This window comes from Candidatus Palauibacter sp. (genome assembly GCF_965222475.1).
Classification (GTDB): Bacteria; Gemmatimonadota; Gemmatimonadetes; order Palauibacterales; family Palauibacteraceae; genus Palauibacter.
The window spans coordinates 141174-161301 of record NZ_CBDCUB010000001.1; the positions used below are offsets into that span (position 1 = coordinate 141174).

Genomic DNA, 20128 nt, shown 5'->3' on the forward strand with positions numbered 1-20128 from the left:
CCCGGCGGCCGCGACCGGCCGGGCCTACCTCCTCCGGATCCCGGCGGCGGCGCTGGCCGCGCTCTCCTCGGCGGGGCGCTGCCGCTCCAGGGTCCGCGTCTCGGGATAGACCTCGTCGAGCGTCATCCCGTCGTACAGTCGCCCGTCCTTCATCACATAGCGGATGTCGACCGTGCTCCGGAGTTCATCGAGCGGGTTCGAGTCGAGGATCACCAGGTCGGCGAACTTTCCTTCCTCGATGCTCCCGAGTTCCTTCCCGAACCCGATCGCCTCGGCGCCGAGAATGGTTGCGGCCCGGAGGATGTCGTAGTTGGACGCGCCCCCGGAACCCATGGCCCACATCTCCCAGTGGTATCCCACGCCCTGGATCTGCCCGTGGCTTCCCACCCCCATGCGGGCGTCGCCCTCGAGCATCTTCTTCACGAACTCGCCGTGGCGCGGGAAGACGTACTCCTCCTCGAGGAACCAGCCGGCCTGTCCGGGGCTCCCGCCCGCGCCGGGTCCGCGCCGTCGCGCCCGGGCGTCGATGTTCGACTTGGGCACGAAGGTCGCGAGCTTGTCGTCCCCCAATACATCCTCGTGGGTGTAGAAGTAGTTCTCGCCGAAGGGACCGCCGTAGGAGACGAGCAGCGTCGGACTGTTCGTCGTCTCTGACGTCTTGAACAGTTCGACCACGTCCGAATAGATGGGCGCGATCGGAAGGTTGTGTTCGATGCCGGGGTATCCGTCGATCGCGTGCGTGATGTCGATCTTGTAGTCGAGCCCGCCCTCGGTCGTCGGCATGAGTTCGAGTTCGCGGGCCGCCTGGATGATCCACTGACGCTGCTGTCGGTTCCCGGTCATGTACATCTTCAGCGTCTTCGTATCGAAGTACTCCGCGTAGCGGCGCAGGATGGTCTTGGCGTGGTCCGCGTCGCGGAGGTTCTCGCCGGCGAAGACCCCCGGTCCGGTCGAATAGACGCGCGGCCCGGTCATGCCGCCGGTCCGCAGCCGGTCGGTGTAGCTGAGGATGTCCGTGGAGCCGGTCTGAGGATCGCGCGTCGTCGTGACCCCGTAGGAGAGGGTCGCCAGGTACTGCCACACCTCCTCCGGATGGACCTCGGGGACGAGCCACTGCGCGTGGTAGTGCGTATCCACGAAGCCGGGGACGAGCGTCTTTCCGCTCACGTCGATCACCGTGGCGCTGTCGGGGACCTCCACGGAGTCCGCCGGTCCCACCGCGACGATCCGGTTGTCCGTCACGAGCACGACGCCGTCCTCGATGATGAGGGGTTTCATGGCGGGCTCGTCCGGCTCCGCCGCCGTGTCGGGGGCCTCCGCCGTGTCGGCCGCTGCGGCAGCCGCCGTGTCGGCCGCTGCGGCCCCGGCGGTGTCGGCCGCTGCGGCCCCGGCGGTGTCGGCCGCTGCGGCCCCCGCCGTGTCGGCCGGCGCCCCCGCCGTGTCGGCCGGGGTTTCCTCGGGGACCTCCGTCATCGTGATGATGCGCCCGCCCCTGAGCGCCACCGTGCCGCGCGGGATGTCCCGCGGGAGGTGCGCCTCGATCCTGCGTTCGACGGCCTCGTACGTCTCCGTCGTGTCGGCCAGGACCTCCGCGTCGCCCGCCCGCACCGCGGCCGACTTCGCCGCGACTTCTTCCGCCGCCTGCCGGATCGAATCGGCGCGCGCCATGAGCGAGTCGGCGACGACCTGCACCGAGTCCGCCCGGAGGCGGGTGATCTCGTCCTCCAGCTCCTCCGGCACCTCCTCGTCGGCGTTCTCGAGGCTGTCCGCCTCGGCGTGCTTCTCCTCGAGTGTGTCGGTGATCGCCGCCGCCCTTACGCGCAGCAGCGCCCGCGCATGGGCGGTCTCCTCCTCTTCCTCTTCCTCGGCTTCGACATGGTCGAGGTCGTAGCTGAAGAGGACGTTCCCCATCGCCCAGTGCAGGGCCCCGCCATCGGGCGCCCACGACGGGAACTCGCCGCCGACGTCGGTGAGCTTGCGGGTCGGCACGGGGGAGTCGTCCAGCCGGAACAGCGTGATCGCGGGGGGCTCGGCCCCGACCTCGGCCAGGTCCACGACGAAGAGATCTCGTCCGAACTGCGCGAAGGCCCGGTCTCCCTCGGGCGAGACCATGATGAGACCGGCGGGCGCCGGACCGCCCGCCTCCGCGGGGGACGCGGGATCCGTCGGGTCGGGCCCCTGCCGCCACGGGAAGACGCGCCGCGGCAGGAACTCCCACTCGTTGGGGTGAGGGTCGCCGATGCCGGCGATCCCCTGGCGTCCGCGCACGATGAGGTGGCGCTGCACGTCCGTGCCGTCCCAGCGGAAGGACACCAGGCCCTCGACCGGGCTGTAGGCGTAGATGCGGTCGGGATCGTCCGCCGCGAAGTGCGCCACGTCGCGGAGCCCGGTGGGCGAGATGACCTCCGCCTCGGCCGGCTGCGTCCCGGCCGACGGCACCCACACGAACTCGCCCCCGATGGGGCCGAAGAAGGCGCCCGAGGCCTCCTTGAGCTGGCGGGCGGCGCCGCGCGTGGCGACGAGGCGCCCGCCGTCCGGCGACCACGCCACGTTCGAGTAGAGCGCCGCCGTCTCGGTCAGCCGCACGGCTTCGCCGCCGGCCGCCGGGACCTTCATGATGTGGCCGCCGTCGGTGTCGTCCCATGTCGCGTAGGCGAGCCACGCGCCGTCCGGCGACCACTGCGGATGGAACTCGCCCGCGTCCCCGTCAGTCAGCCGGCGCGCCTCGCCGTCCGGCAGGTCACGGATCCAGAGACGGTCGAAGGCGGTGAAGACGACCTGGTCGCCTCCGGGCCCGACGACGGGGCTCCGGATCTGGCTCGCGGTGACCATCGCGGTCGTGTCGATCTGGTACTCGAACTTCACCTCGGGCCCGACGCCGAGTTCGACCTCCGCCTCGAACGGGATCTCCGTCGGTTCTCCCGCAGCCATCGGGATCCGCCAGATCTTGCCGCCGTACGAGGCGACGATCGCGGAACCGTCCGGGAGGAAGGCGTAGCCCGGCAGGAGGTCGAGAGGCGCCCGCGACTCCTGCTCGTCGCGCTGCACGGGATAGGCGAGCCACGTCTCCTCGCCCGTCTCGAGGTCGCGCTTCCTGAGGCCGGTGTCGGCGTTGTAGCGGGTCCCGTACACGAGCCACCGGCCGTCGGGCGAGATCGCGGGACGGAACGCCGACCCGTAACGGTTCGTCATCGTCGTCGTCGCGCCCAGCTCGCGGTCGTAGCGGTACAGCTGGTAGCGGGGCAGGGCCGCGTTGTACTGCCAGTCGCCGAAGCCGCCCGCGTACCAGATGTGGCGTCCATCCGGGCTGAACGCCGCGCCGATCCGCTTGACGGCGGAAGATCCGGGCAGCGCCAGGGGTGAGCCGCGCTCCGCGTGGTACATGGCGAGCTGCGCGACGCCGCCCAGCCCGGTCGTGCGGCTGGCCACGATGTACTCCCCGTCCGGGCTCCACGCGGGCGACAGCATGAGGCTCGATCCGCCGCCGGCTACCTGGGTCGTGTCCGTGAGATCGAGGCGCAGGGTCCACAGCGCGTCGCCTCCGCTGCGGTCGGAGATGAAGGCCACCGACTCCCCGTCCGGACTGAAGCGCGGCTGCGTCTCGTACGCCATCCCGGTCAGGAGAGGCGACGCCTCCCCGCCGGTGATCGGCATCGTGTAGAGGTCGCCCAGGAGGTCGAAGACGATCATCGACCCGTCGGGACTCACGTCGAGCGAGATCCACGTCCCTTCCGTGGCCGTGAAGCTGGCCGTGCGCGCCCCCCGCAGCGGCAGCGGCTCCCGTCCTCCGGGACCGCCGGGCCCAAACATCTGGGCCGCCGCGGGAATCGCGGTCGCCGCACCGGCCACCGCCGCCAGCGCCGCTGTCCCCAGGACCCTCGCGCGCCGACTCATCGGTCACCTCCCCGGAGCCCGGCGCTCACGGCGGGGGCCGTATCCCTCCACGGCTCGTGCGGCGCGGACCGTTGCCGGGGCCACAACTCGTCGAGCGTGTCGCCGTCGTAGAGTCGCCCGTTCATCATCACCCTGTCGATCGTGTTCGTGTTGCGGATGTCCTCGAGCGGATCCGCGTCGAGGATCACGAGGTCCGCGAGCTTGCCGGGCTCGATCGAGCCCAGGTCGCCGCTGAGTCCGATCGCGTCGGCCCCCATGAGCGTCGCGGCGCGCAGCGCGTCGTGCTCGTCCATGCCGCCGCTCTGCAGCGCCCACAGCTCCCAGTGGTAGCCGAGGCCCTGCAGCTGCCCGTGGCTGCCGACGCCGGTGTTGCCGCCGTTCTCGACGAGCTGTGCCAGCCACGCCGAGTGCTTCGGGAAGGCGTATTCCTCCTCGGCGAACCAGCCGCCCGGGCCGGGGCCCGTGGTCTGCAGGCGCCGGGCCTTGAAGTCGAGCTCCCGCTTCGGCGTGAAGTGGGTCAGCTTCTCGTCGCCGAAGACATCCTCGTGCGTGTAGAAGTAGTTCTCCCCCCACGGTCCGCCGTACGAGACCAGAAGCGTGGGGGAGTTCACCGTGCCCGAGGTCGTGAACAGCTCCACAACGTCCTGATAGGCCGGAACGATCGGCATCGAGTGCTCGATCCCCGGATAGCCGTCCATGGCGTGCGTCATGTTCAGGCGATATTCCAGGCCACCCTCCGTCGTGGGCATGAGCCCGAGTTCGCGCGCCGCCATGATCAGCCACTGACGCTGCCGCCGGTTGCCCGACATGTACATCTTGAACGTCTGCGTGTCGTAGTACTGGCTGTACTTGCGCAGTACATCGAGCGCGTGCTCGTAGCCGCGGATGAAGTCGAACCGGAACACGCCGGGGCCGGTGTGATAGACGCGCGGCCCGGCCATTCTTCCCGCCCGCACCATGTCCTCGTAGGAGAGGACGTCCGTGGTGGCCGTCTGCGGATCGCGCGTCGTCGTGACCCCGTAGGCCAGGTTCGCCTGGTAGATCCAGGGGCGCGCCCAGTGGAAGTCCCACAGGTTCCACATGTGCGAGTGCGTGTCCACGAACCCGGGCACGACCGTCTTGCCGCTGATGTCGATGACCTGCGCGCCCTCGGGCACCGCCCCCGGCCCCGAGGTGACCGAGGCGATGCGGTTGTCGGTGACCACGATGTCGGCGTTGTCGATGATCTCGTCGCCGTTCATGGTGATCGCCCGCCCGCCGCGCAGGACGACGGTGCCCCGCGGGATATCGCGTTCCGCCGAGACCTCGATCTGCTGCTCCGCCGGCGCGTAGGCCGTGTCGCCGGCCGCGGCGTCGAGGTCGTAGGAGAAGAGGGCGTTGCCCAGCGACCAGTGGACCGTCCGTCCGTCCGCGCCCCACACGGGGAACTCGGCCCCGAGTTCGTTGAGCTTCCACACGGGCACGCCCGCCGAGTCCGGCTTGGCGACATCGATTCTCGGCAGCGTGGCGCCTAGGTCCGGCACCGTGACCGCGTACAGGTCATCGCCCACGTGCGCCAGCGCCAGGTCACCCTGCGGCGCCATGACGACCGACCCGGCGCCGAGCCGGATGATGAGTTCGCGGGGCTGGTCGTCGTCGAACGTCCGCGGCATCGGGAGGTCCGACTGCGGGGAGCGCTCGTACCCCGGCGGGACGCCGCCCGCGTCGAGGTTGGCCCGGGCGGTGACCTGCAGGTGGCGCCGCCTGTCGGTGTCGTCCCAGCGGGCGGAGGAGAGAGCGGTCGTCACGGTGGGCGGGTTCGGCGAACCGGGCACGGCGTCGGCCCGCGCCGTTCCGTAGTAGTAGATGCGGTCCGGGTCCGACGTGAAGTGCGGCTGCCTGCGTCCGCCCGTCGGCCCGATCCTGGTCAGCTCCCCTCCACTCGCCGGAACCCAGACCAACTCGGAGTCCAGGCCGAATCCGATGAAGGGATCGATGGCCTCCTGCACGTTCCGTCGCGACGAGCGGATCGCCACGATGCGCCCGCCGTCGGGGGACCAGGCGAGCTGCTGGTAGTAGGCGGGGGTCCGGGTGAGGTTCGTGCTCGAGCCCCCGTCCGCGGACACGCGCCGGATGTGGCCTTCGCCCGTGTCGTCATCCCACGTCACGTACGCCACGGAGCGTCCGTCGGGAGACCACGCCGGGTGATACTCCCCCACCTCGTCCTCCGTGAGGCGGCGGGGCTCCCCGTCGGGCAGGTCGGCGACATATAGCCGGTCCAGCGCGGTGAAGGCGATCCGCGGTCCGTCGGGCGACGGCCGCGCGTTCCGGATCTGTTTCACGACGAAGGTCGGCGTGTCCTCGATCGGATACTCGAAATCCACCTCGGGGCCGACGGCGACCTCCGCCTCGACCGTGAACGGGATCCCGGTCGGCTCGCCGCCATCGATCGGGACGCGCCAGATCCCGCCCCCGTACGAGATGACGAGCGCCTCGGAGTCCGGCGTGAAGGAATAGCCCGGCAGCACGTCCATCGAGGCCGTCGACTCCTGGTCGTCGCGCTGCACCGGGTAGGCGAGCCAGCGTTCCTCTCCCGAATCCAGTTCGCGGAGCCGGATTCCCGTGTCGGCGTCCTCGCGCGTGGCGTAGGCGAGCAGCTCGCCGTCGGGTGAGAGCGCGGGGCGGAACGCGGAGCCGTAGCGGCTCGTCATCGGTGTGCGCGTCCCGGTTCGGCGGTCGTAGACCCAGAGCTGGTACTGCGGGAAGATCGCGTTGTACTGCCAGGTGCCGAAGCGCTCCGCGTACCAGATGTAGCGTCCCTCGGCGTCCACCGTGGCGCCCAGCATGCGCTGCCCCCCGCCTCCGGTCACCATCTCGAGGCCGGTGCCGCCGTCCACGTGATAGAGCCAGAGTTTCTCGAGGCCGAGGAAGGGCCGCGCCCGCGAGACGATGATGTAGTCGCCGTCCGGCATCCACTCCGGGGAGAGAAATACGCTCCCGATGCCCTTGCTGAGCTGCGTCGGCTCACCCCCCTCCGCGTCGATCAGCCACACGTTCTCGTCGCCGCTCCGGTCCGAGACGTACACGATCCGCGACCCGTCCGGGCTGAAGCGCGGCTGCATGTCGTGCGGCAGACCGCTCGTGAGCCGCGTCGCCTCGCCTCCCGTGATGGGCATCCGATAGAGGTCGCCCAGGAGGTCGAAGACGATCGTCCGGCCGTCGGGACTCACGTCGAGGGAGATCCAGGTCCCCTCGCTCGTGGTGAAGCGCGCCCAGCGGGCCGGTTCCAGGGGAAGGCCCCGATCGGGGTCCTTCTTCTCCTCTTCCTGGCCCTGCGCCGGAAGGGCGGACAGGGGGATGAGCAGGAGAAGGGCGGCTGCCCAGGGGCGACGGGGGAAGGAGAACATACGGCGACTCCGTTCCGGAGGTTGCGGTTTGAACCCCGAATAGTAGTGTCGCCTGGCACTCGCGACCAACAAAAGAGGAACGATTCTTGGGCAACCATCGGGACATCGCGCTGATCTCCGTCTCCATCGACCTCGGCGCCGGCCGCCGGGGCGTGGACATGGGCCCCTCCGCGCTGCGTATCGCGGGAATCAGCCGGGAGATCGAGGCCATAGGACACTCCGTCACCGAGCTCGGCACGCTGACCGCCGGAGGACTCGAAACGACCGCGGCGGGCGAGAGCGAACTGCGTTTTCTGGATGAGGTCGCCCACGTCGCCGAGGGCACGCACGCCCTCGTGGGCCAGGGTCTGGACCGGGGCTGCACCCCGCTCGTGCTCGGCGGGGATCACTCGCTTTCGATCGGATCGGTCGCGGCCGTAGCGGACCACTATCGGCCTCAGGAGGCGTCCATCGGCGTCATCTGGGTCGATGCCCACGCCGACATGAACCGGCCTCACACGTCGCCCAGCGGCAACATCCACGGGATGTCGCTCGCGGTGCTGCTGGGGCACGGGGAACCGCGCCTGACGCGGGGAAGAGCGAACCTCCGTCCCGAGAATGTGAGCGTCCTGGGGGCGCGTGATCTGGACGCCGGCGAGAAGCGACTCATCCGGGAACTCGGCGTGCGGGTGTTCACGATGTCGGAGATCGACGAACGCGGCGCGGCGCCGTGCATGGACGAGGCGCTGGAGCGCGCCAACGCGGGGACCGCCGGGTTCCACCTCTCGTTCGACCTCGACGCGCTCGATCCGCGCATCGCTCCCGGCGTGGGCACGCCCGTGCGCGGGGGGCTGACCTACCGGGAAGGGCACCTCGTGTGCGAGAAGGCGTCGCGCTCCGGGCGGCTCGTCAGCCTGGAACTCGTCGAACTCAACCCGGTCCTCGACGACCGCAACCAGACCGCCCAGCTCGGCGTGGGTCTCGTCGCCTCCGCTCTCGGCGCCACGATTCTGTAGGAGACCCCGCCGACTTGCGGCCCGGCGCCGGCCCGACGGATTCTTTCGGTCGCCGCGGTCCCCGCGGGAACCACGATCGAGGGGGTCACATGCATGACACGATTGCACGGTTGCTCCTCGCGACCGCCACGGCCGCCGGGCTGGCCGGGTCCGCGCCGGCCCGACCGGCAGACGCGCAGCAACCCACCGCGGCGGAGCTGGCCGACCTTCGCCACGGCGTCCCCAACGGCGCGTGGCGCTCGACCTACGCCGCCCCCGGGCATCCGCCGACCCTGATCCGGGGCGCGACGCTGATGACCGCGGCCGGCGAGGAATACGTCGGCAGCATCCTGTTCGAAGACGGGATCATCGTACAGATCGGCCGCGACCTCGAGGCGCCGGCGGATGCGGTGATCCTCGACGGAGCCGGGCGCTTCGTGACGCCGGGTCTCATCGACTCGCACTCTCACCTCGGCGTCTCCGCGACGCCCGAGGTTCCGACGAGCTTCGACAACAACGAGACCGGCATGACCACGCCCGGCGTCTGGATCGAACATTCGATCTGGCCGCAGGGTCCCGGGTTCGTGCGCGTCCTCGCGGGCGGGACGACGACGCTGCAACTGTTGCCCGGCTCCGGCGACCTCATCGAAGGGCGCGGGGTGACGGTCAAGCCCGTGCCCGCCCGCACGCCCCAGGAGATGCTGTTCCCCGACGCGCCCCGCACGGTCAAGCTGGCCTGCGGCGAGAATCCGAAGCGCGGCGACGAGTTCCCCACCACGAAGATGGGCAACGTCTTCGGCTACCGGGAGGCGTTCATCGCCGGGGCGAAGTACCGCGACGAGTGGGACGCGTGGCTGGCCGATCCCCGGGGTGGGCCGCCGGACCGCGACCTGGGCCTGGAGACGCTCGCCGAGGTGCTGAGGGGCAACATCCTCGTGCAGTGGCACTGCTACACGGCGGACGAGATGGCCACCAACCTTCAGGTGGCACGCGAGTTCGGCTTCCAGGTGCGGTCATTCCACCACGCGGTCGAGGCCTACAAGATCCGCGATCTCCTGGCCGAGAGCGGGACCTCCGCCTCCATGTGGTCGGAGAACTGGGGATTCAAGATGGAGGCGATCGACGGGATCCCGGAGAACGTCGCCCTCGTCTCCGCTTCGGGCGCCCGCGCGATCGTTCATTCCGACGACGACATGCGCGCCCAGTACATGAACCACGAGGCCGCCAAGTCGATGTGGGCGGGCCGGCGACGGGGGATGGAGATTTCGCGCGACGAGGCGCTGCGCTGGGTCACGGCCAACCCCGCCTGGGCCCTCGGGATCGACGACCGCGTGGGGACGCTGGAGGTCGGGAAGAACGCCGACTTGGTGCTCTGGTCCGGCGACCCGTTCTCGGTCTACTCCGTTCCAGATCAGGTGTGGATCGACGGCGCGCGGCGCTGGGACCGGAAGGACTCCGACTACCAGCGGGTGAGCGACTTCGAACTCGGGCTGGTGAAGAAGGGAGGCGGCCGATGACCCCCTCCCGGCGCGGGGCGTGCATTGCGCTCGGGCTCGCGGCGTTCGTCGCGGCCGGCGCGGCCGCCCAGACCATCGCGATCGCCGGCGGGACCGTGCACCCGGTCGCGGGGCCGCCGATCGAGAACGGCGTCGTCCTCATCCAGGACGGCCGCATCGTCGCCGTCGGGCCGGCCGCGGAGGTGTCCATCGGAGATGCGGCCATCGTCGATGCGACCGGCAAGGTGGTCACGCCGGGTCTCATCGAAGCCGGCACGCAGCTCGGCCTCATCGAGGTGGGGGCCGTGGCGTCCACGCGGCATGGAAGTCTCGACCGGGGCGCGAACCGGAGTGCGTTCCGGGTCAGCGACGGGCTCGACCCGCGATCGATGCTGTTTGCGATCGCCCGGGCCGACGGGGTCACCGGCGCGATCACGTCGCCCGCGGGCGGCGTCCTCTCCGGGCAGGGCGCGGCGCTCACGACCCTCGGCGCCACGCGCGCCGAGGTGCTGTTCCGCGATCCGGTGGCGCTCTACGCATCGCTCGGCCCCGGCCCCGGGGCGGCCGCCGGGGGGAGCCGCGCCGGCGCGGTCATGGAGCTTCGCGAAGCGCTCGAAGGCGCCCGGGACGAAGTGGAGGAGGACGCGAGCGAGCCGGGCCGGGCCGCGGTCGCCGCGGTCCTCGTCGGCGAGATCCCCCTCATCGTCCGGGCCAGCGGCGCGACCGACATCGAGATGGCGCTCGAAATCCAGGCCGAATACGGCTTTCGCATGGTCATCGACGGTGGGGAGGAGGCATGGCTGCTGGCGGAGCGCCTTGCCGCGGCCGGGGTGCCCGTGATGGTCCGGGCGCTCGCGAATCTGCCCACGCAGTTCGACCGGCTCTCCACCCGATACGAGAATCCGGGCCTGCTCTCGGCGGCCGGCGTCGACGTGATCCTCACCACGCAAAGCTCGCACCGCGTGGGTCAGGTCACGCACGAGGCCGGAAACGCGGTCCGGTACGGGATGGACTGGGACGATGCGCTGGAGGCGATCACTCTGGGGCCGGCCCGCGCGTTCGGGATCGACGACGCGGTCGGGAGCCTCGAGCCCGGCAAGCGGGCCAACGTCGTCATCTGGTCCGACGACCCGCTCGACTTCGCGGGCTACGCCGAGACCGTCTTCATCGACGGCCGGCAGGTCGACACGACATCGAGGCAGCTGCAACTCTTCGAGCGCTATCGTCGCATCGAACCATAGCAGGCCTCTATCTGGCCTCTTTGCGCTCCCTTTTGCGCTCCCTTGCCGGGGACGGCCTGCGGGAGTAGAGTAATCTCATTGACATTCGTTGACACTGGATCAATTCTAACAAATGTCGGAGACACTCGATAATGGATCAGATCACCGCCCGCGTGCCCCCTGCGATGGTCGAAGCCCTGGATGCGGCGGCGGCCGCCTTGAGGCGAAGCCGGGCCGATGTCGTTCGCCACGCTCTGGAGCGATATCTGGAAGACTTCGATGATCTGACGGTCGCGCTGGAACGACTTCGCGATCCCAGCGATCCCGTACTGGACTGGGATGAGGTCAGGGGTGACATACTCGGTACGGATTAAGCGGAGTGCGGCCAAGGCGCTCTCCCGTGTTCCGAAGCAAGACCGTTCACGCATCGTAGAGGCGGTCGACGGGTTGGGCGAACACCCCCTTGCGGGCAGTTCCCTGAAAGGAGGCCTCCGCGGCCTTCGGCGCGTCCGGGTCGGCGATTATCGGGTGGTGTACGAGGTGCTTGACGATGCGCTGGTGGTACTCGTCGTACGCGTCGCTCATCGAGGGACCGTCTACAGGCGGAGCTAGCAGCCGGTCCGCGGCAAGATCCTGCCCGTCTGGCCACCCCTTCGCGGATCGGCGCCGCAGGAAGGACGATGCGATATCTGGAGGATTGCGATGACCTGACCGGCGTGTCAGCGGGAGATCGCGGTCCCGTACGCGGTCAGGTCTCTGAGCGTGAAGTCCCTGCCCGCCACCTGGAGCAGGCTGACGCGATAGCGTGCCTCGTCGCCCCGGTGGGGCACCCAGATCCGCAGCACCGGCGCGTCCGGCGCCAGCGCTCCGGCGATGACGATCTCGCGCCGCGTCGAGGACGAGTCGTCCGTCTCGAAGATCTCGAGCCCAGGCGCCTGCACCGAGTCGATGGCCGGACCCTCGACCACGAGCATGGCACCGATGTCTCGGGCACCGGCCGGGGCCGTCAACCGGACGTGCAGGGGGCCGGCATCCACGACCGCCGCGATGGGTCCGTCATGCCGGGGTGCGTCAGCCCGCGGGCCGACGATGCCGTCCCCGCAGCCCCAGGCCGAGACCAGCGCGGCCAGCAGCGCCGTCCGCAGCCACCCGGACCGCTGGGTCCGGGAACCGGCGGCGGGCGGGCCCGGGAACCGGCGGCGGCGGGCGGGGCCGCGCGCGCCCCTTCGCCGGCGGCTGGCCCCTCCCTCCCTCCGCGACGCGGGCAGCGCGGGGGGCGGGGAGGGCGGTTCCGCGCCGTCGGCGGCCGGCCCGGGTCCTTCGCCCCGCCGGCAGCGGTTCATCCAGGCGAGCAGGTCGCCGAGGTCATAGCTTCCGTTCCCGTTCCCCAGACTGTCCAGGGCGGCACGCCGGTCTTCGCTCATGTCTCCATCCTCCCATAACGCCGCAGCCACCGCGGCCGGGTTTGCGCCGTCTCCGCCGGCCAGCGCGAAGCAGAGGCGCGCGGCCCGGTCTTGCTCCATGGCCCCCGCCGTCAGCCCCGCCGCATCTCCGCTTTGGCCACTCTGGACCACCCTCACCGTCACCCCCGGCAGCGGCCACCGGTCGTAGGCGTAATACGCGCCATCGGCGCCGTGGGTCAGCTTCGCCGTCGTGCCGGACGCCGAGGCCGTGGCGCTCACCGTCACCTCCTGGCTCCGGAACCAGTTCTCCCTCGTGAAGCTCATGGTCGTCGGCGACACCGTCACCTCGGTCACGTCCGAGCTTACCGTCACCTTTACGGGATTCGCGGCCCTGGCGTTGGTCGTGGCCATCAGGCGCACTCGATACGTCACCGTGCCACCCGCCGCGACCTCGAGGCTTGCGTCGCCCTCGCCGCCCGCCACCTGGAGCTTCCTGCGGCCCACCAGGTCCACCCGCAGATAGGTCAGCTCCGGCAGCGCCTCGAACTCGTCGTAGGGGAGCGACTCCAGCGACGGATTTTGCTGTAGTTTCAGACGCTCCAGCGATCGCAGGTCCGAGAACAGCCCGGCCGGCAGCGACGTCAGCTTGTTCTCGTTCAGCTCGAGCTCCTCCAGTTCCGCCAGTCCGCCGAACACCCCCGCGGGCAGGGACTCCAGCCCGGTCTCCCTCATGTACAGTCTCTCGAGGTTCACCAGCCCCTGGAAGTCATCCTCCTTCAATCTCATCGTGAACTCGCTCTCGTTGCTCGAGTTGCGGCCCAGGTCGAGCGACTTCAGCTTCGCCAGGTGCGTCCCGGTCACCCCGGAGCAGTCGCCCTTGTAGCTGTGCCGGTTCTTCAGCAGCACCAGGATGCGGTCGCGGACGCGCGGCGTGCGGCCGCAGATGCCGCTGTTCGGGCCCGGCGGCGTGTTGGTTCGCACGTTCGCCAACGCCGTCCAGGGGCTCGGCCCCATGGCGCTCAGCGCCCGCACCTGCACCTGGTAGGCGGTGTTCGCTTCAAGCCCCGTGATCGTCGCCGTCGTCGCCGTGCCGCCGTGGCTCCAGTTGCTCCAGCTCCCGCTTTCGCCTGCCCGGTATTGCACCTCGTAGCCGGTGATGGCCGGGCCGCCGTCCGGCGCCGACCAGGTCACCGTCACGCTCGTGGACGAGCCCGCCTCCGCCTGCAGATCCTGCGGCGGCGGCGCCGCGTTGGCGTCCGTCCGGCCGCTGCCCGAGTCCGACCAGTCGCCCGTGCCCTCGTCGTTGGTGGCCCGCACCTGCACCTGGTGGGAGGTGTTCTCCGACAGGCCCGTGAGCGTCGCCGTGACCGCCGTGCCGGCGTGGCCCGCGTCGCTCCAGTCCCCGCTGTTGCCCGCCCGGTACTGCACGTCGTAGTCCGTGATCGCCGGGCCCGCGTTGGCCGGCGCCGTCCACGTCACGGTCAGGCTCGTCACCGACGCCGCCGACACCGCCGGCGCGTCCGGCTTGCCCGGCGCCTCCGTGTCCACGTCGGTCACCGTCACCGTGATCGTCTGCGTCGCCGTCTTCTCCCGCTCCCCCGCGCCGCTCGTCGCCGTCACTACCACCACGTAGGTGTTGCCGGTGTCCTGGTCCTTCGCGTCCTCGTAGTTGGGCGCCGCGTCGAACGTCAGCGCCCCGTCCGTCGCCCCGATCGAGAAGAACGCGTCATCCGCCCCGCCGGTGATCTCGTAGCCCGTCACGTCGTCGCCCGCGTCGCTGTCCGTCGCCAGCACCGTGCCGGCCACCGTCTGGTTCTCCGCCGCGTCGAACGTCGCATCCGAGCTGAACGTCGGCGCCGCGTTCGCGTCCGTCCGGCCCGAGCCCGAGTCCGACCACGAGCCCGTGCCCTCGTCGTTGGTCGCCCGCACCTGCACGTCGTAGGACGTGTTCTCGGCCAGGCTCCCGATCGTCGCCGACAGCGTCGTGATCGTCGTGCCGGTCACCTCCGTCCACGCGCCCTCCGGCGAGGTCGTCCGGTGGCGGTAGTCGTAGTCGGTGATCGCCGGGCCCGCGTTGGCCGGCGCCGTCCACGTCACGGTCAGGCTCGTCACCGACGCCGCCGACACCGCCGGCGCGTCCGGCTTGCCCGGCGCCTCCGTGTCCACGTCGGTCACCGTCACCGTGATCGTCTGCGTCGCCGTCTTCTCCCGCTCCCCCGCGCCGCTCGTCGCCGTCACTACCACCACGTAGGTGTTGCCGGTGTCCTGGTCCTTCGCGTCCTCGTAGTTGGGCGCCGCGTCGAACGTCAGCGCCCCGTCCGTCGCCCCGATCGAGAAGAACGCGTCATCCGCCCCGCCGGTGATCTCGTAGCCCGTCACGTCGTCGCCCGCGTCGCTGTCCGTCGCCAGCACCGTGCCGGCCACCGTCTGGTTCTCCGCCGCGTCGAACGTCGCATCCGAGCTGAACGTCGGCGCCGCGTTCGCGTCCGTCCGGCCCGAGCCCGAGTCCGACCACGAGCCCGTGCCCTCGTCGTTCGTGGCCCGCACCTGCACGTCGTAGGACGTGTTCTCGGCCAGGCTCCCGATCGTCGCCGACAGCGTCGTGATCGTCGTGCCGGTCACCTCCGTCCACGCGCCCTCCGGCGAGGTCGTCCGGTGGCGGTAGTCGTAGTCGGTGATCGCCGGGCCCGCGTTGGCCGGCGCCGTCCACGTCACGGTCAGGCTCGTCACCGACGCCGCCGACACCGCCGGCGCGTCCGGCTTGCCCGGCGCCTCCGTGTCCACGTCGGTCACCGTCACCGTGATCGTCTGCGTCGCCGTCTTCTCCCGCTCCCCCGCGCCGCTCGTCGCCGTCACTACCACCACGTAGGTGTTGCCGGTGTCCTGGTCCTTCGCGTCCTCGTAGTTGGGCGCCGCGTCGAACGTCAGCGCCCCGTCCGTCGCCCCGATCGAGAAGAACGCGTCATCCGCCCCGCCGGTGATCTCGTAGCCCGTCACGTCGTCGCCCGTGTCGCTGTCCGTCGCCAGCACCGTGCCGGCCACCGTCTGGTTCTCCGCCGCGTCGAACGTCGCATCCGAGCTGAACGTCGGCGCCGCGTTCGCGTCCGTCCGGCCCGAGCCCGAGTCCGACCACGAGCCCGTCCCCTCGTCGTTCGTGGCCCGCACCTGCACGTCGTAGGACGTGTTCTCGGCCAGGCTCCCGATCGTCGCCGACAGCGTCGTGATCGTCGTGCCGGTAACCTCGGTCCACGCGCCCTCCGGCGAGGTCGTCCGGTGGCGGTAGTCGTAGTCCGTGATCGCCGGGCCCGCGTTGGCCGGCGCCGTCCACGTCACGGTCAGGCTCGTCACCGACGCCGCCGACACCGCCGGCGCGTCCGGCTTGCCCGGCGCCTCCGTGTCCACGTCGGTCACCGTCACCGTGATCGTCTGCGTCGCCGTCTTCTCCCGCTCCCCCGCGCCGCTCGTCGCCGTCACTACCACCACGTAGGTGTTGCCGGTGTCCTGGTCCTTCGCGTCCTCGTAGTTGGGCGCCGCGTCGAACGTCAGCGCCCCGTCCGTCGCCCCGATCGAGAAGAACGCGTCATCCGCCCCGCCGGTGATCTCGTAGCCCGTCACGTCGTCGCCCGTGTCGCTGTCCGTCGCCAGCACCGTGCCGGCCACCGTCTGGTTCTCCGCCGCGTCGAACGTCGCATCCGAGCTGAACGTCGGCGCCGCGTTCGCGTCCGTCCGGCCCGAGCCCGAGTCCGACCACGAGCCCGTGCCCTCGTCGTTGGTCGCCCGCACCTGCACGTCGTAGGACGTGTTCTCGGCCAGGCTCCCGATCGTCGCCGACAGCGTCGTGATCGTCGTGCCGGTCACCTCCGTCCACGCGCCCTCCGGCGAGGTCGTCCGGTGGCGGTAGTCGTAGTCGGTGATCGCCGGGCCCGCGTTGGCCGGCGCCGTCCACGTCACGGTCAGGCTCGTCACCGACGCCGCCGACACCGCCGGCGCGTCCGGCTTGCCCGGCGCCTCCGTGTCCACGTCGGTCACCGTCACCGTGATCGTCTGCGTCGCCGTCTTCTCCCGCTCCCCCGCGCCGCTCGTCGCCGTCACTACCACCACGTAGGTGTTGCCGGTGTCCTGGTCCTTCGCGTCCTCGTAGTTGGGCGCCGCGTCGAACGTCAGCGCCCCGTCCGTCGCCCCGATCGAGAAGAACGCGTCATCCGCCCCGCCGGTGATCTCGTAGCCCGTCACGTCGTCGCCCGCGTCGGAGTCCGTCGCCAGCACCGCGCCGGCCACCGTCTGGTTCTCCGCCGCGTCGAACGTCGCATCCGAGCTGAACGTCGGCGCCGCGTTGCCGTCCGTCGGACACGCGTTCCCCTCGGTGTACAGGCACACGGTCGCCGTGGAGCCGACCGGAAAATTGGTCGCCGGGTCGTGCAGAGCCGTCGGAGCAAGCCACAGCCAAAAGGTACCGGTGCTGCGAACCGTTTTGTCGAACGGGAACTGGTGCCCATCGATCTCCAGCGTCAGGATGTTAGGAAGTCCGGCCAGGTTGACATTCAACCGCACATAGGTGACATCAGGTTCTCGCCCGTCAATGTACACCCCGACGTTGGTTACCTCATAGGTGGCCGACCCGAACTCAAAATCGTCGTCGGAGAGCGAACCAGTGCCGGGGCGGTAGCCGAACAGAACGTTGCTGAAATTTCCCACCGTCAGGGTCGTCGACCAGGCCAATGGCGGATAGTCGTCGTTCTTGATCGTGCCCGTCGCCGTCGCGACCGAAATCGCGACAGTCGCGTTCGACAACATCACCGTGAAGGTCTCGTCTTCCTCCACCGTCATGTCCTCGGTCGTCGATACCGTGAACGTCTGCTCCCTGGCGCCCGGCTCGAAGGTCAGCGTCCCCATGCCCTCCGTGAAGTCCGTGCCCGAGACCGCCGTGCCGCCCGAGGTCGCCCAGTCCACCGTCACCGTCTCCGTGCTCGGCAGCGACAGCCTCGCCGTGAAGGTCAGGTCCTCGCCTTCCGCCGCCGAGACGTCCGCCACGCTCAGCATCGGCGTCGGGGTCCGACACACCTCCCCCTCGGTGCGCAGACACACGAGCACCGTGGAGCCGACCGGAAAATTGGTCGCCGGGTCGTGCAGATCCGCCGGAGCATCCCACACCCAAGTCTTATCGGTAGATTCAGACTTTCTGTCCCCGAACGGGAACTCGTGCCCGTCGATCTCCAGCGTCATGACGTCTTCTGTCGGAAGTCCGCTCCTGTCGAGATTGAAAAACACCTCCCGGCCCGTGGTCACCGTGACCCGCTCTACCACATAGGTGGCCGACCTGTACCTAAAGTACGGGTCGGTGGAGAGCGAACCGACCGAGGCGTAGTAGCCGTAGTGTTCAAAAGCCAAAAAGTCATGTCCCACCGTCAGGGTCGTGGACCAGGCCAATGGCGGCCAGTCGTCGTTCTCGATCGTGCCCGTCGCCGTCGCGCCCGAAATCGCCGCGCTGGTCGCGTTCGACAACGTCACCGTGAAGGTCTCGTCGCCCTCGTCCGTCATGTCCTCGATCGTCGCCACCGTGAAGGTCTGCTCCGTGACGCCCGGCGCGAAGGTCAGCGTCCCCGAACCCGCCGAGAAGTCCGTGCCCGAGGTGGCCGTGCCCCCCGAGGTGGCCCAGGCCACCGTCACCGTCTCCGCGAACACCTCGCTCGCCGGCGACAGCTCCACCGTGAAGGTCAGGTTCTCGCCTTCCTCCGCCGAGACGTCATCCGCCACCCGCAGCTCCGACGCCACGATGCGCCCCAACGGACACACCTGCGTGTCCGTGCGCAGGCACACCGTCGCCGTGCTCCCGAGCGGAAACTCGGCCGCCAGATCGTCCAGTGCGGCCGGAACGGTCCAATACCACGTCCTTCCGCCGCCGATGCCGATAGGGATTTGATCCGAGGATGCGAGCGCGTGCCCGCCCAACTCCAGCGTCAGGGCGTCGTCTGTCGGAAGTGCGCCGTCGACGATGAATCTGACGACATTCGTCGCCACGTCGATGGCAAGGACCCTATAGGTGGTCGCCGGGGTGGACCCGTAATCGAAATCGTCGTCGTCGAGCGTCCCGACCGCGGGCGTGCCGGTCGCGTCGTAGCCGTGCCCCGCCGGAGTGTCGCCCGCCGTCATGGTCGCGGACCAGACCGGCTCGCCGCCGCCAGCGGTGCCGTTGACGCGGATCGCGAGCGCCTTGCTAACATCCCCCGAGCTGGCGCGCCAGCTTGTAGACCCGGCCGCACGGCGGTGTCCCGTATTGCCGATAGACCAACCGGACGCCGGGTTCGCATCTTCAGCGGTGGTCGTCACCCAATCCCAGCCGGGTGAGTTGCCGGCATTGGCGATCGACTTCGTGAGATCATGACCACGGCATACGTCTTGCCCGCCCCCAGCGTTGAGTTGGGGGGAGCGTCAAACCTCACCAGGTGCTCAAGCCTTGGGATGCTCGCCGGCTTGGTCAGCGTGTAAAGCGGACTATCCGGGTGCCCTGCGCTTGCCCCCGACGCATGGGTAGACCAGATGGCGACAGTCAGCAAATCCATGTCCGCCGACGAAATACCAGCGTTACCCTTCACGATCTCGATCGAGCTCAGCGTGTAGTTGCCACCATCAGCGCCGACCGTGAAGGTCTGGCCGTACGCGACGCCGTCACGAAGAGGCTGCGTCACCAAGCTGCGTTGCTCCGTATTGCTGACCAGCACGGCGGTCTGGTCCTGGGCCGCGGCGGGGTGGGCGAGCGCGCCGAAGAGCGCGAGCAGCGCCGCGGCGGCCAGCGCCCGGGCGGAGCGGACAGGCCCGCGCGCGCGAGGCGCAGTCATGGCGGTGGGCGCTCCGCGCTCGCGACCGCATCCCGTCGCACGCCGCACCCGGCCATCCCCGTTCGACCGTTCAATCGTCTCTCTCCTCGATGAATGACAGCCGGGCACGGATGTCGGACGCCCCAATGATTCAACTGCCTACCTAACTTCCATTTGGACCCTCCTACCGCTCTTCTCGATAGCTCGCGATAACTTGGTAGGCATAGGTATAGGTATAAGGAGAGGAACCGCCGCCCCGGCGGGGCGGCAGGCGGTCCGGGCGGCATTGCTCCCTCACCTGAGGCACAGTCATGCGCTCGGCGCTCGGCGCTCGGCGCTCGGCGCTCGGCGCTCGGCGCTCGGCGCTCGGCGCTCGGCGCTCGGCGCTCGGCGCTCGGCGCTCGGCGCTCGGCGCTCGGCGCTCGGCGCTCGGCGCTCGGCGCTCGGCGCTCGGCGCTCGGCGCTCGGCGCTCGGCGCTCGGCGCTCGGCGCTCGGCGCTCGGCGCTCGGCGCTCGGCGCTCGGCGCTCGGCGCTCGGCGCTCGGCGCAGCGTGCCTAACATAGTCTGGACCGTTCCGCAATGGCCTGTCGGCGCCCATCGACAAATCCCCCTTCAGCAGATCCCGTTCGATATCATGAGCGGACCCACTGGGCCCGGCCCGGTCAAGACGGCCAATCCTACCAAGTGACCGTAAGTCTTGCAACGATGGGCACATACATTATGGCGATGGCATAATTGTACTATGCCTCGTGCCCATGTCCCTGGGCGGGCAGGGCCAGCGTACGCTCTCGGCGCCAGATTCCGCCGCGAGCCTTCTCGCCGGTCTCTCGCCGGGACCGAACTTCGGGATCAGGCGGATCACGCAGCGGTCCTGAGGCGAAGCCGGGCCGATGTCGTTCGCGGCGCGCTGGGGGATATCTGGAGGATCTCGATGACTTG

At 69.9% G+C, this 20128-nt stretch carries 9 protein-coding genes; 5 read left to right on the forward strand and 4 right to left on the reverse strand.

The features are described 5' to 3' along the window. Positions 1 to 24 precede the first annotated feature (24 nt). Complete coding sequence (locus ACOQPP_RS00650) at positions 25 to 3894, reverse strand: amidohydrolase family protein (protein ID WP_420635631.1); 3870 nt, start codon at positions 3892 to 3894, stop codon at positions 25 to 27. After that, the gene (locus tag ACOQPP_RS00655; protein WP_420635632.1) at positions 3891 to 7280 is read right to left on the reverse strand and encodes an amidohydrolase family protein; all 3390 of its coding nucleotides are present in this window, start codon (positions 7278 to 7280) and stop codon (positions 3891 to 3893) included. The genes ACOQPP_RS00650 and ACOQPP_RS00655 overlap by 4 nt, the downstream gene beginning before the upstream one ends. An 86-nt stretch (positions 7281 to 7366) precedes the next feature. Between ACOQPP_RS00655 and rocF the strand changes: the two genes are divergently transcribed. The 5 genes from rocF (at position 7367) to ACOQPP_RS00680 (ending at position 11582) form a co-directional block, all read left to right on the forward strand. Next, on the forward strand, positions 7367 to 8275 hold the full coding sequence (rocF, locus tag ACOQPP_RS00660; RefSeq protein WP_420635633.1) for an arginase: 909 nt from the start codon (positions 7367 to 7369) through the stop codon (positions 8273 to 8275). 89 nt (positions 8276 to 8364) lie between these two features. Continuing rightward, complete coding sequence (locus tag ACOQPP_RS00665) at positions 8365 to 9771, forward strand: amidohydrolase family protein (protein ID WP_420635634.1); 1407 nt, start codon at positions 8365 to 8367, stop codon at positions 9769 to 9771. Next, positions 9768 to 10991: an amidohydrolase family protein gene (locus tag ACOQPP_RS00670; protein WP_420635635.1), complete on the forward strand. Its 1224-nt coding sequence runs from the start codon at positions 9768 to 9770 to the stop codon at positions 10989 to 10991. Before ACOQPP_RS00665 ends, ACOQPP_RS00670 begins: the two co-directional genes overlap by 4 nt. Before the next feature lie 131 nt (positions 10992 to 11122). Then, complete coding sequence (locus ACOQPP_RS00675; protein ID WP_420634230.1) at positions 11123 to 11344, forward strand: ribbon-helix-helix protein, CopG family; 222 nt, start codon at positions 11123 to 11125, stop codon at positions 11342 to 11344. After that, a complete protein-coding gene (locus ACOQPP_RS00680) occupies positions 11310 to 11582 on the forward strand; it encodes a type II toxin-antitoxin system RelE family toxin (RefSeq protein WP_420635636.1) in 273 nt (90 codons plus the stop codon). Before ACOQPP_RS00675 ends, ACOQPP_RS00680 begins: the two co-directional genes overlap by 35 nt. Positions 11583 to 11689: 107 nt before the next feature. On the opposite strand, the gene ACOQPP_RS00685 is transcribed toward ACOQPP_RS00680, so the two are convergent. Beyond that, the gene (locus ACOQPP_RS00685; protein WP_420635637.1) at positions 11690 to 18700 is read right to left on the reverse strand and encodes a fibronectin type III domain-containing protein; all 7011 of its coding nucleotides are present in this window, start codon (positions 18698 to 18700) and stop codon (positions 11690 to 11692) included. Continuing rightward, positions 18697 to 19209, reverse strand: coding sequence for a choice-of-anchor R domain-containing protein (locus tag ACOQPP_RS00690; RefSeq protein ID WP_420635638.1), 513 nt, complete (start codon positions 19207 to 19209; stop codon positions 18697 to 18699). Before ACOQPP_RS00690 ends, ACOQPP_RS00685 begins: the two co-directional genes overlap by 4 nt. Positions 19210 to 20128 lie beyond the last annotated feature (919 nt).

What these genes read in the sequence shown, in the direction of transcription:
- ACOQPP_RS00650 (WP_420635631.1), bottom strand. Translation starts at nt 3,894, where the DNA reads ATGAGTCGGCGCGCGAGGGTCCTGGGGACAGCGGCGCTGGCGGCGGTG.
- ACOQPP_RS00655 (WP_420635632.1), bottom strand. Translation starts at nt 7,280, where the DNA reads ATGTTCTCCTTCCCCCGTCGCCCCTGGGCAGCCGCCCTTCTCCTGCTC.
- ACOQPP_RS00665 (WP_420635634.1), top strand. Translation starts at nt 8,365, where the DNA reads ATGCATGACACGATTGCACGGTTGCTCCTCGCGACCGCCACGGCCGCC.
- ACOQPP_RS00670 (WP_420635635.1), top strand. Translation starts at nt 9,768, where the DNA reads ATGACCCCCTCCCGGCGCGGGGCGTGCATTGCGCTCGGGCTCGCGGCG.
- ACOQPP_RS00675 (WP_420634230.1), top strand. Translation starts at nt 11,123, where the DNA reads ATGGATCAGATCACCGCCCGCGTGCCCCCTGCGATGGTCGAAGCCCTG.
- ACOQPP_RS00680 (WP_420635636.1), top strand. Translation starts at nt 11,310, where the DNA reads ATGAGGTCAGGGGTGACATACTCGGTACGGATTAAGCGGAGTGCGGCC.
- ACOQPP_RS00690 (WP_420635638.1), bottom strand. Translation starts at nt 19,209, where the DNA reads ATGACTGCGCCTCGCGCGCGCGGGCCTGTCCGCTCCGCCCGGGCGCTG.